The organism is Maribacter orientalis (genome assembly GCF_900109345.1).
Taxonomy (GTDB): Bacteria; Bacteroidota; Bacteroidia; order Flavobacteriales; family Flavobacteriaceae; genus Maribacter; species Maribacter orientalis.
Genome location: NZ_FNZN01000003.1, coordinates 479,932 through 491,746, shown reverse-complemented (window position 1 = coordinate 491,746; position 11,815 = coordinate 479,932). Strand labels below are relative to the sequence as shown.

General features: G+C 35.2%; 13 protein-coding genes. 7 read left to right on the top strand and 6 right to left on the bottom strand.

The genetic code is table 11. The features are described from left to right. Position 1: 1 nt before the first annotated feature. Genes BMY56_RS09305 through BMY56_RS09280 form a run of 6 tightly spaced genes read right to left on the bottom strand, consistent with a single transcriptional unit; the run spans position 2 to position 6,120 of the window. Positions 2-523, bottom strand: a complete 522-nt coding sequence (locus BMY56_RS09305; protein WP_091623275.1) for a GNAT family N-acetyltransferase — start codon at positions 521-523, stop codon at positions 2-4. A 47-nt stretch (positions 524-570) separates the two neighbouring features. Further along, complete coding sequence (locus tag BMY56_RS09300; protein ID WP_091623020.1) at positions 571-2,751, bottom strand: B12-binding domain-containing radical SAM protein; 2,181 nt, start codon at positions 2,749-2,751, stop codon at positions 571-573. A gap of 40 nt (positions 2,752-2,791) precedes the next feature. After that, positions 2,792-3,736 (bottom strand): tRNA dihydrouridine synthase, encoded by a 945-nt coding sequence (locus tag BMY56_RS09295; RefSeq protein ID WP_091623019.1) that lies wholly within the window; start codon positions 3,734-3,736, stop codon positions 2,792-2,794. 4 nt (positions 3,737-3,740) lie between these two features. Beyond that, positions 3,741-4,808: a flavin monoamine oxidase family protein gene (locus BMY56_RS09290; protein WP_091623017.1), complete on the bottom strand. Its 1,068-nt coding sequence runs from the start codon at positions 4,806-4,808 to the stop codon at positions 3,741-3,743. A gap of 29 nt (positions 4,809-4,837) precedes the next feature. After that, complete coding sequence (locus BMY56_RS09285) at positions 4,838-5,359, bottom strand: DinB family protein (RefSeq protein WP_091623015.1); 522 nt, start codon at positions 5,357-5,359, stop codon at positions 4,838-4,840. 23 nt (positions 5,360-5,382) lie between these two features. Continuing rightward, positions 5,383-6,120 carry a CDP-alcohol phosphatidyltransferase family protein gene (locus BMY56_RS09280; protein WP_091623012.1) on the bottom strand — a complete coding sequence of 246 codons (738 nt, stop codon included), beginning with the start codon at positions 6,118-6,120 and terminating at the stop codon, positions 5,383-5,385. A 246-nt stretch (positions 6,121-6,366) separates the two neighbouring features. Between BMY56_RS09280 and BMY56_RS09275 the strand changes: the two genes are divergently transcribed. The 7 genes from BMY56_RS09275 (at position 6,367) to BMY56_RS09250 (ending at position 11,674) form a co-directional block, all read left to right on the top strand. Further along, the gene (locus BMY56_RS09275; RefSeq protein WP_091623010.1) at positions 6,367-7,551 is read left to right on the top strand and encodes a lipoprotein N-acyltransferase Lnb domain-containing protein; all 1,185 of its coding nucleotides are present in this window, start codon (positions 6,367-6,369) and stop codon (positions 7,549-7,551) included. Positions 7,552-7,568: 17 nt separating this feature from the next. Then, the gene (locus BMY56_RS09270) at positions 7,569-9,440 is read left to right on the top strand and encodes an ABC-F family ATP-binding cassette domain-containing protein (RefSeq protein ID WP_091623009.1); all 1,872 of its coding nucleotides are present in this window, start codon (positions 7,569-7,571) and stop codon (positions 9,438-9,440) included. A gap of 157 nt (positions 9,441-9,597) precedes the next feature. After that, positions 9,598-9,852 (top strand): hypothetical protein, encoded by a 255-nt coding sequence (locus BMY56_RS09265; RefSeq protein ID WP_091623006.1) that lies wholly within the window; start codon positions 9,598-9,600, stop codon positions 9,850-9,852. A gap of 147 nt (positions 9,853-9,999) precedes the next feature. After that, the gene (locus BMY56_RS18620) at positions 10,000-10,491 is read left to right on the top strand and encodes a hypothetical protein (protein ID WP_091623003.1); all 492 of its coding nucleotides are present in this window, start codon (positions 10,000-10,002) and stop codon (positions 10,489-10,491) included. A 30-nt stretch (positions 10,492-10,521) separates the two neighbouring features. Then, positions 10,522-10,671 carry a hypothetical protein gene (locus BMY56_RS18750; RefSeq protein ID WP_218144557.1) on the top strand — a complete coding sequence of 50 codons (150 nt, stop codon included), beginning with the start codon at positions 10,522-10,524 and terminating at the stop codon, positions 10,669-10,671. Positions 10,672-10,736: 65 nt separating this feature from the next. Continuing rightward, positions 10,737-11,315 (top strand): cob(I)yrinic acid a,c-diamide adenosyltransferase, encoded by a 579-nt coding sequence (locus tag BMY56_RS09255; protein ID WP_091623000.1) that lies wholly within the window; start codon positions 10,737-10,739, stop codon positions 11,313-11,315. A gap of 134 nt (positions 11,316-11,449) precedes the next feature. Next, a complete protein-coding gene (locus BMY56_RS09250) occupies positions 11,450-11,674 on the top strand; it encodes a DUF2795 domain-containing protein (RefSeq protein ID WP_027064442.1) in 225 nt (74 codons plus the stop codon). Positions 11,675-11,815: the final 141 nt, after the last annotated feature.

Sequence of the window (11,815 nt, the reverse complement as noted above, 5' to 3'; positions counted from 1 at the left end):
CTCAACCCTTTTGCAAATCAATTTGAAATAAACATACCGGACCGTCTTTATAATGAGGTGGTAACTCATCTACATTTTCCAATTCAAACATACCGATAAAATCAAATCCAGCACCTGTATAATGCCGAATGAGACCCTTATTGTCGCCCAATGTATCTAACCTGATATATCTTTTTTGTTGAGCCACAGCATAGGTTTTAGACCAGTCTACAATTGCGCCAACAAAATTATGTCCTCTAAAATTAGGGTTAGTTGCAATACGATGAATGTAAATCGCCGCATCAGCATTATTCTCGCCCCATATTTGTGCATCTGAAAAGGTTATCGCCCAAACACAGGCTATTTCTTCATTGATAAGCAACTTGAACTGTCTATCTTGAACTACCTCAATGTTTACCATTGTGCGGTCAAATTCGGGCCAAACTACCACAGTTTTTTTGCCTCTCTGGTAATCTGACGCTAATCTATATAACCTAAATATCTCTTCAATATCCTCTTGATTTGAATTTTCAATTTGCTGCATATTCATGTATCATTTATTGAACACTCTTTATCACATATGTATAATGGCTATAGAACCAAGAGTCCGTGCTTAAATAATCCCCTGATTGGTTTTGAAAACCAAAACAGTTCAAAATCTTCAAAATGGATTTCATATTCAGATTTCACCTGTTTGAAAGACATTGCCTGTTGCTGCGGAGTCAATTTGTCTAAAATACGTAAAAGCCAACAGCCTTTCTCCTTATCCATTGTAAATTTATATACTTCAGTTTTGGTATGAAATGATAATTCTAGCTGCTCCCAAGTTCTGCCTTTTTTTGATTTGACCAACTCTTTGATTGTTGGCATCGTACCCAACCAAACTATTTTTGCTGTAGGTTTTGTGCTCAATGACACTTCCTCTTGAAGACAATTAAAAATATAATCTGATGCAATTTTCGTTTTAGGAATATTCACATCGAACCAATCTTGTAATGGCATTTCAAAACCGATACCGTGCATAAAATTGAAAAGCGATTTTTTTAATCCGAAGCTGAATTTGCTATGGTCTACACCGGTTTTATCTTTAAATTCGATATCGTTGTTGGCAAAGCTGATGGATTTTAAATTGGGCATAACTCCGTATTCTTCAGGATGTAGACCAACCGGACTATGAGCTGTTAATGCGAATTGATGCCAAAAACCAGATTGTATAATTCCTAACTCGAACAGCTGCCGTACCATTTCTAAACTATCTACCGTTTCTTGTACCGTTTGCGTTGGGTAGCCGTACATTAAATACGAATGCACCATAATATTCGCTTCGGTAAAATTTCTGGTTACTTGTGCCACTTGTTCAACCGTAACCCCTTTATCAATTAGTTTCAGTAAACGGTCTGATGCCACTTCCAATCCCCCAGAAACCGCTACACAACCCGAAGCTTTTAACAAATAGCACAAGTCTTGCGTAAAATTCTTTTCAAAACGAATATTCGTCCACCAGGTGATGGTCAGGTTTCTTTTCAAAACTTCCAATGCAAATGCCTTCATTAAAGAAGGCGGTGCTGCTTCATCTACAAAATGGAATCCGGATTCTCCTGTTTGTGCTATTAAAGTTTCTACACGGTCTGCCAATAGGCTTGCCGCAACAGGTTCGTATATTTTAATATAGTCTAAAGAGATATCACAAAACGTACACTTACCCCAATAGCAACCATGTGCCATGGTCAATTTGTTCCAACGACCATCGCTCCACAAACTATGCATGGGGTTAGCAATTTCTATAACCGAAATGTATGTGTCCAATAATAAATCTGAATAGTCAGGAGTACCTACATCTTGCTGTTTATAATCTGACCGTAAACTTGAGTTTTTGTAAACGACTTGATTATCCTCTAAAATGAAAGTCCGCTTTAATTCTCCGTCTCCATTCATGACATATTGATGAACAAGCTCTAGCGGAAGCTCCCCATCATCTAACGAAATAAAATCAAAAAAATCAAAAACACGAACATCGGTAAGGCTACGTAACTCTGTATTGGGAAAGCCGCCACCCATGGCAATTTTGACAGATGGATGATTTGCTTTAATAAATTGTGCACAACGAAAAGCGCTATATAAATTTCCAGGAAAAGGCACAGAAAAACATACCAATTTAGGCTGTATATGCTTTAACTGTTCCGAAAGCAAGTCAAGCGCTAATCCATCAATAAAAGTTGGTTCTTCATTTAGGTGAACATAAAGTTCATCAAACGAATTAGCACTGCGCCCCAAGCGTTCGGCATACCTACTGAAACCAAAATTTGGGTCTATACATTCTACAATAAAATCGGATAAATCTTCAAGGTATAACGTCGCTAGATGCTTCGCTTTATCTTGCATCCCCATATTTCCAAAGGCCCATTCCAAATCATCCAATTGTTGAAAACGAGAAGCTTGCGGTAAGAAATTATCGGTACACAACTGCCTAGCCAATGTTTCGTTATTACCTTGGAGAAATAAAATTACCGCATCTAGCGTTTTCAGATAATCTAGGCGAAGCGCATATATTCTTTGGCAGTTTTCAGAAACAATAGCGTCTGCCTTAAAAGCCATATCAAAAAGTTTCTGAAATGTATTTTTAGTAAAGAGTGATAAAATAACTTCAATCCCTAAATCCGATTGAAAAGATGAAATATCCTTTGTATTCAAAAAGCCCTTTATATATGACGTGGCAGGATAGGGGGTATTCAATTGGGTAAAAGGTGGTGTTATTAAAAGAAGGTCTTTCACAAGATTTTTTTAGAACAATCCTGCAAAGATAACAGATACCTTACTCATTATTCAATATCTCACGTACCGCTTGTTGATATGCCTTGGGATTATTGGCTTTCTTAATTTTCTTGAATGCCTTTTGCGGATTTGAGGTGGCTTGAGAAAAATATTCCCAAAACCCCTGCATTTTCATTTTAATAGGCGTTGGCCCTGATAATGCTTCGTCATATTGCCGATAAATTGTATCATGAAATTCCGAAAAAATCTTCCAACGGTCTTTTGGGTATTCGCTAGTATTATTTTTAATCATGCTAGGTAAAAATGGATCAGCAATGAGACCTCTACCCATCATAAAATGGTCAATAGTAGGAAAACGTTCTTTCATTTCCGTAAACTTAGCCACGGTTGTAATATCTCCATTGTAGTATAGTTTATGCTTGGTACTTTCAACACAACGTTGAAACGCATCTAAATCTACCCCGCCTTTATACAATTGCTTACCTATACGCGCATGAATGGCAATATTCTTTAATGGATAAGAATCTAGAATAGGAAAAACGTCTAAAATCTCTTCTGCATTCTCATAACCCATTCGCATTTTCATAGAAACAACAACATCGGTTTCTTCATGGGCACGTTTAAGAATATGGTCAATTTTCTCAGGATTACAAATGAGTCCGCTGCCCATGCCCTGCTTTGTAACCATTGGGTACGGGCAACCTAAATTCCAGTTGAGTTCTTTGTACCCCAAACTTTGAATGTATTTTACTACAAATAAAAATTCATCGGCATCACCTGTCATTACCTGTGGTATAACTTCCAAAGTGGTATTATTCTCTGGCTGTAAATCTTTTTGATAGGAGTTTTTAATGACCATTTTGCCATTTAAACGAATGTATGGCGCATAGAAGGTATCAATACCTCCAAAATATTTATGGAATGCATTACGAAATCTAAAATCGGTAAAACCCTGTAAGGGAGATGATAATAAGGTAACTGACATGTATTTAGGGCTGCGTTATGTGCATGTTCTTCAACTTTGCGACAACAGATTCAGCTGCAAAAATAGCGCCTTCCATGTAACCAGAGTGATGTTTCGATGTTTCTGATCCAGAAATAAATAATTTGTTATTCAATAAAGGTTCTTGATAAAGCGCATGGCCTCCATTTTGATGAGGAAACAAGCTTTCTACCTGTCTATTAGATTTGGTAAATTCTTCTTGAAACCAAGCCGTTTCAAGATACGATTCATAATGCAACGCTTCTTCACCAAATACCATTTTCAGTTGCGCTTCTATCTTTTCTATGCGTTGTTCTTTAGTAAAACGAGCACAACTACCAGAAGCAAAACCAACAAGTGCATAGGATTTTGTTTCTAAATTCGATTGATCATAGAATTCAGTCAACGGACCAACATTACTAAATATTGTACCCGATTTACCTTGCTCTCGCCAAAATGGCTTTTTATACGTAAGCGCCACTTTTATGGAGTCTTGCATCCAAGTATGGGTTTGCTCAGCCAATGAAACCAATTCATTTGGCAATTCAGGTGAAAATGCTATTTGGTCTATTAATGCCGCAGGTGGTAATGTGGTTATAACTACATCTACTTTAAAAATTTGAGAAGAAGTTTTTACTATTGATGTATTTTCAGAGAATACAATTTCATTCACTGCTTCGTTCAATAGAACTGTATTCGGTTTTAGCTTCGAGTGAATTGCATTCAGTAAATCGATAGTGCCGTTACTAAAGCGATAACTAGGACTATCATTTGGCACAGTAATTTCTTGAGGCGGCACATTCGAAAACGTCTGAAAATATGATATACCGGTAAGGAACTGCTCAAAAAAAGAAACTTTAAACTCGTCGATAATGTCCAACAAATGATAATGACTTTCATTGAACCAAGTTGCTCCCATTTCGACTTTGGCGTTACCCGATTCTAAAGTGTGTATTCTACCTCCTATTCGCTCCCTTGCTTCTACAACTGTAACTCTAAAACCAAGTTCTTGTAGGCGGTATGCTGTTAAAAGCCCGGTTAAACCTGCACCTATAATTACGACCGATTTATTCATTGTAGTATTTTGTTCTGATTAAAAAGGAGCTATGAAATGTTCGATTTCAGTACACTTACCGTCACCAACAACTGACCTATATGCCGTTGGCTATGCTCGGCGGCATGAAATAAAAGACCGATTACCGTAGACGGTAATTTCTTTCTACCCACAGAACGTTTTTCTGTAAGTGTTTGTTCCGGAATTGTTTTAAAATATGCTAAAGCTTCAGTAACCTTTAATGAAAATTGTTCGCGTAAGTCTTCAACTTCAGATTCTAAATTAAATGCCCCTTCCTGTTTTAAAAAGGTAAACTGTTCTTCTGTTAAGGATTCACTTTTTGCATACGTCAACATTCTATCCAAAACACCCGTTAAATGATTCATATGAAAACCAACAGAAGCTCTGCCAGCTACTTTTGCCCATAAAAGTTCTTTAGGGAAATCTGCAGTATACTTTTTCAACTCACGCTCAGATTGCAAAAGTGCATGAGCTGCCGGCTGTAAACCATCAGGTATATTAGGTATTGGTCCTGCTAACCAAAACTCTACTTGTTCCTGTTCATTATCCATAATTCTCCTTAATTATTATTGTATTAAAGTCTCTCCTGTATAACAGAACTTACTACATAAAATAGAATAATCAACGGTATAGCCATGAATTTCATGGTAATAATAAGAACGAGGCCTATGATTAAAAAGATATAGCGCATGGCATTATCCTTAAAGCTGGTGTTTTTAAATTTTAAAGCAAATAATGGCAGATTAGCATTTAGTAGATAAGCACTGACAAATGTTAGAATAATCAGGAACCATTTATTAAGGATGATGCTATTTAAGAAATCGTTGTTCTGATATAATAAGATTAGTGGTAAGGATAGAATTAAAAGGGCATTAGCGGGAGTTGGCAACCCAATAAAAGAGGATGTTTGATTTTCGTCAATATTAAACTTCGCCAATCTGTATGCAGAAGCCATTGTAATTACAAAACCTAAAAATGGTATTAAGTGTATGAATTTTAATTCTCCAGATTCCATAAAAAAATGAGCCCCATCACCCCAGCCGCTAGTCTGTGACATAGCTAGCAATTGAAACATTACGATACCAGGAACTAGTCCGCTTGTAATCATATCCGCTAAAGAATCTAGCTGCAGTCCCAATTCACTTTTCACATCAAGAACACGTGCCGCTAATCCGTCAAAAAAATCAAAGAAAATTCCCAGCGCAACAAAAATAGCAGCAATTTCCAATCGGTTTAACACGGCGAACATTGTAGCTACACAGCCACAAAAAACATTCATTAGTGTAATAAAATTAGGGATATGTTTTTTCATAGGAATCTGGCTTTTGTCTACAACAATTATTTTGTTCTTTACTAGAGAAATAAAAAATTCTCCAGTCCATAATATGCCATAAAAATAAGATAATTCTATTGGTTCTAAGTTTTAAACCGATAAAGTAAAATGAGTTTTAAATTAAAGATTGGTGAAGGAACTCATACAATCCGTAAATTATAAAAGCTTTTAGAATTAAATATCTTATTATTCGCATCTTTGCAACTGCTATGAGTAAGTAAAGGTATGTTCAAAAAAATCAGTTTTTTTTTAATTCTATTTTTTACTTCATTTTGGGGACATTCTCAAAATGTTGAACTCTCACCATTATCAAAAATCAGTTTGTTGACCGTTGGTACGGGAGAAGATTTAGCGGCTAAGTTTGGGCACAGTGCGATAAGAATACAAGATCCTACGTTAGGCATTGATGAGGTTTATGGTTATGGAACTTATGATTTTGAAGACCCTAATTTCTATTTAAATTTCACCAGAGGTAAATTATCATATACTATTTCCCGAATTCCGTTTAAGTATTTCGATTATTCCTATCAGCAAGAAAAACGATGGATAATAGAACAAGCCTTAGATTTGAATTTACAGCAACGTACTGCAATCGTTGCATTTTTAGAACATAACCTACTGCCTGAAAACAAAAAATATAAGTATGATTTTTTGTTCGATAATTGCGCTACCAGAATACCTTTGGTCTTTGAAAAGACCTTAGGTAGTTCTTTTAAATTTGACTATGGTTATTTAGAAAATAAACTGACATTTCGCGAGTTAATACGACTAAAATTAAACCCGAATACCTGGTCGAATTTCGGTATTGACCTAGCTTTAGGCTCTGTCATTGACCGAAAGGCAACACCGTACGAACATTTGTTTTTACCCATTTATGTGTATGAGCAAATGAAGCATACAACCCTTGATGGTAAGCCAATAGTAAAAAAGGAGTCTGTTTTATTGAATATTCCTGAACAAGAAGACCACAGTCTCATCTTTTTAACACCAGTTTTTTGGCTTTCCCTGTTGTTGGTACTGGTGAGTTTTATCACCTATACCGATTACAAAAACTTTCGAAGAAATAAATGGTTAGACTTTTCGCTATTTCTAGTTACAGGATTAGCAGGTGTTCTCATACTCTTTCTTTGGTTTGGCACAGACCATTTAGCAACTAAAGCTAATTTTAATTCGTTGTGGGCATTTGCACCGAATATAATTATAGCATTTATAATGATCAAAAAAGAAATCCCAACATGGTTGATCACTTACATTATATTTCTAACCTTATTATTAGGTATCACTTGTATTCTTTGGATGTTTAAAATTCAAGTGTTTTCTATATTATTAGTCATAGTGTTATTAGCATTAGCTATTCGTTTCTTATTTCTAATATATTATTTTAAAAGCAAACATCCATCCAAAAAATAAAAATCAAGATACCCTACATGAATTTACTTACCGTTGAAAATATTTCTAAATCCTATGGCGAATTGGTACTTTTTGAAAACCTCTCTTTTGGGATCAATAAAGGCCAAAAAATTGCTTTAATCGCTAAAAATGGTACAGGAAAAACTTCCATTTTAAATATCCTTTCAGGAGCGGATACTCCGGATACTGGACAAGTAAACTATCGTAAATCTACACGAGTTTCTTTTTTGGCACAAGAACCGGTCATGGACCCTAACTTAACGGTTGAGGAAACTATTTTTGCGTCAGATAATGAAATATTACAAGTACTTGCCAATTACGAAAAGGCATTGCTAAACACAGAGGACGCAGACGCCTATCAGAAAGCATTTGAAGCGATGGACCGTTTTGAGGCTTGGGATTTCGAAACCCAGTACAAACAAATACTATCAAAGCTTAAACTTGATGATTTGAGTGCCAAAGTCGATAAACTTTCTGGTGGACAAAAGAAACGTTTGGCATTGGCCAATGCACTCATCAACAAACCTGATCTTTTGGTATTAGATGAACCTACCAACCATTTAGATCTTGAAATGATCGAATGGTTAGAGGAGTTTTTCGCTAAGGAAAACATGACGCTATTTATGGTAACGCACGACCGTTACTTTTTAGAACGCGTTTGTAATGAAATTATAGAACTAGAAAATGGAAAGTTATATCCATATAAAGGCAATTACTCTTATTACCTAGAAAAAAAGGAAGCCCGCATAGAACAAGAAGCAACTGAGCATCATAAAACAGAATTACTTTTTAAGAAAGAATTGGATTGGATGAGAAGGCAACCCAAAGCCCGTACTACCAAATCTAAATCTAGAATAGATGATTTTGCTGTCATTAAGGATAAAGCAAGTCAACGTAGAAAGGACCATCAAGTACAGCTAGAATTGAATATGGAGCGTGTGGGGAGCAAAATTCTCGAGCTTCATAAGATATCTAAGTCCTACCCTAACAAACCTATTCTAGATAAATTCGAATATGTTTTTCAAAAAGGGGAACGAATAGGAATAATAGGTAAAAACGGTACAGGTAAATCTACTTTTTTAAATATACTGAGTGGACGCGACCAACCGGATAGTGGAAAAGTAATAGTAGGTGACACTATTAAATTTGGTTACTACACTCAAAAAGGTATTGATATTAAAGAAGGTCAGAAGGTTATAGATGTCATTCGTGAGTTTGGAGATTATATTCCTTTAATGAAAGGAAAACAGATATCTGCTCAACAATTATTAGAACGATTTCTGTTCGATAGAAAAAAGCAGTACGATTTTGTAGATAAATTGAGTGGTGGTGAACGCAAGCGTCTTTACTTGTGTACCATACTTATACAGAATCCGAACTTCTTAATTCTTGATGAGCCTACCAACGATTTGGATATTGTAACACTGAATGTATTAGAAAGTTTTCTGATGGATTTTCAAGGATGTCTTTTAGTAGTTTCGCATGACCGTTATTTCATGGATAAAATTGTAGATCACTTATTTGTATTTAGAGGTGATGCCGTAGTGGAAGATTTCCCCGGCAACTATTCTGATTTTAGAGCCTACGAAGACAGCCAAATTCAAGATAAAAGAGAACAAAAAGAAATACAACCTTCTACCAAGACCAATTGGAAAGAGCCAGATACCACTCCGAAAACCTCGTATGCTGAACAACAAGAGTTTAAAAAAATAGAGAGAGAAATTCAAAAGCTCGAAAAAGAGAAAGTTGCGCTTCAAGAAAAATTCACTGATGGTTCATTAAGTGGCGATGATATCAAAAATTTATCGATTCAATTGAAAGAAGTAACCGATTCCATTGAAAGCAAGACCGAACGATGGTTTGAGCTTTCAGCACTTATGGAGGGTTAAGGACAATTAACACATAGACTTCACAGTATATTTTACTACTTCCAAAAGATAGTAGACGGGTGGCAATTACCATTCGTCTACAGTAAAATGCTGGTCAACTTTATGCGACAAATTATGTTTGTTCATGCCTGTACTTTAGCAGTGTAAAACAAATATTATGAAATCAATTATCGTTTTAACCGCACTTTTCTTCACATGTTTCTTAGCGCAAGCAAACAATGAGAATGTTTCTTTAGAGGTTGAAACTGCACAAGTTGAAATGGCACAAACAATTGGAACTTCTAATAGTACTGTTCCTACTATAGAAATTGAAAATACAAACGAGGTTGCAAGATTATACAAGAACAAAAATAACAGAATAATTAAGGCTTTGGAATTCACCACCAAATTGAACGGCACTAAACTTTCATAATTTAGATACCTACTGCCCTATTCTAACTAAGCTACACCTCCCCCGTTCCATACCTTTACCTATAACTTTAAAACATTAATGTTTACCATTACAATTCTAAGTTGCATCACTAATCATTACTTTTGACAAAAATCGAAAAAGTAATTCGTGTTTAGTTTTATATCCTTTATTAAATTCCTTTTTTCAGCAACCAATCAACATGGGGTTCATTCTCCATTTGTATATGATTATGTAACGAAATGTCTTTACAAGAAAAAGCAATTAAAACTTCCCACAAGCTTAAAAATTCTTATCAAAAGTCTTGATTACTTCAAATATCATTCATTACGTATTTTGGGTACTGATGAAAACATTGAGGAAACCATAAAACACTATTGCCCAAATATTTCCTTTACTAAAAACGATACCGATGTTTTGTTTGGAAGCATATCTGACCTTAACAGTAGCATAGAAGTTAATAATCTAGGCAATGACTCCATGTTATTTTTAGACGGAATTCATAAAAATCCAAATAATAATGAAAGTTGGGAAAAGCTGAAAGTATTAGAGCATGTAAGAGTTACAGTTGATTTATTTTACTGCGGGATCATATTTTTTAGAAAGGAACAGGCAAAGCAACATTTTAAAATACGGATATAATCCTGTAATTTTAAACTAAAGTAATTTTTAATGAACAGCAATACCATATATATAATTCTAGGCGTCGTGTTCGCTATATATTTAGCTATACGTATAACCAGTAGAGGAAAGTCAAATGACCGAAAATCAAGAAAGTTCATGGGAGATTATGAGCGAAAGAACAAAGACGAAAACCGGTAATAATCGCAAAAACTCGTCAGCTTACAACACCCTAATATTTATTTAAACTTTCTACAATCTACAAAATGAAAATATATACCAAAACAGGAGATGACGGCACAACCGGACTTTTTGGTGGCACACGTGTACCAAAGCATCATATCCGCATAGATAGTTATGGTACCGTAGATGAATTGAATTCTTGGATTGGACTCATAAGAGATCAAGATATTGACCCAATCAATCAACAACAATTAATAGCAATACAGGAGCATTTATTTACAGTAGGCGCAGTTTTAGCCACTGACCCAGAAAAAGAAGTTCTAAAAAATGGCAAACAACGCTTAAAAATTACCAAGGTAGGATCTGTAGAAATCGAATTTTTAGAACATGCTATTGACGAAATGGACAGTCAATTGTCACAAATGACTCATTTTATTTTACCTGGCGGCCATACTACAGTGTCATACTGTCACATAGCACGAACCGTTTGTAGAAGAGCAGAACGCATTTCAACATTATTATTTGAAAACGAACCTTTCGACGGTAATGTACTTTCCTTTTTAAATAGACTTTCAGATTACTTATTTGTATTGGCACGGAAATTGTCATGTGATTTAAAGGCGAATGAAATAAAATGGAATCCAAAAAAAATAGACCAATAAATCTATAAATTATTCGTTATCAATTAATAATTGTAAAAAAAAATATTGAGATTATATTGAAATAAATCAATAATTTCTTGGCTGTCTCAATTTAAAAATTACTTTTGCAAAAAAATTAAAATCAAACAATTACTATGTATTGGACATTAGAATTAGCATCTTATTTAAGTGATGCACCTTGGCCGGCAAGTAAAGATGAGTTAATAGATTACTCCATCAGAACTGGAGCCCCTTTAGAAGTCGTAGAAAATTTACAATCTATGGAAGAGGAAGGCGGCGAGATATATGAATCTATCGAAGAGATTTGGCCTGACTATCCTACGGAAGAAGACTACCTCTGGAACGAGGACGAATATTAATATTCGATATCATAATAACTACTTAAAAGTCTCCTCGGAGGCTTTTTTTTTATGTAATTTTGGCAGGTATTTAGGTTATACAGGTTAAAAAACAAGACTGGAATACCTTTTGCTTATTTACTGCGTCGGCCATATTTGTCG

Coding starts and splice junctions, on each gene's coding strand:
- BMY56_RS09305 (WP_091623275.1), bottom strand. CDS start 523: ATGCAGCAAATTGAAAATTCAAATCAAGAGGATATTGAAGAGATATTT.
- BMY56_RS09295 (WP_091623019.1), bottom strand. CDS start 3,736: ATGTCAGTTACCTTATTATCATCTCCCTTACAGGGTTTTACCGATTTT.
- BMY56_RS09290 (WP_091623017.1), bottom strand. CDS start 4,808: ATGAATAAATCGGTCGTAATTATAGGTGCAGGTTTAACCGGGCTTTTA.
- BMY56_RS09285 (WP_091623015.1), bottom strand. CDS start 5,359: ATGGATAATGAACAGGAACAAGTAGAGTTTTGGTTAGCAGGACCAATA.
- BMY56_RS09280 (WP_091623012.1), bottom strand. CDS start 6,120: ATGAAAAAACATATCCCTAATTTTATTACACTAATGAATGTTTTTTGT.
- BMY56_RS09275 (WP_091623010.1), top strand. CDS start 6,367: ATGTTCAAAAAAATCAGTTTTTTTTTAATTCTATTTTTTACTTCATTT.
- BMY56_RS09270 (WP_091623009.1), top strand. CDS start 7,569: ATGAATTTACTTACCGTTGAAAATATTTCTAAATCCTATGGCGAATTG.
- BMY56_RS09265 (WP_091623006.1), top strand. CDS start 9,598: ATGAAATCAATTATCGTTTTAACCGCACTTTTCTTCACATGTTTCTTA.
- BMY56_RS18750 (WP_218144557.1), top strand. CDS start 10,522: ATGAACAGCAATACCATATATATAATTCTAGGCGTCGTGTTCGCTATA.
- BMY56_RS09255 (WP_091623000.1), top strand. CDS start 10,737: ATGAAAATATATACCAAAACAGGAGATGACGGCACAACCGGACTTTTT.
- BMY56_RS09250 (WP_027064442.1), top strand. CDS start 11,450: ATGTATTGGACATTAGAATTAGCATCTTATTTAAGTGATGCACCTTGG.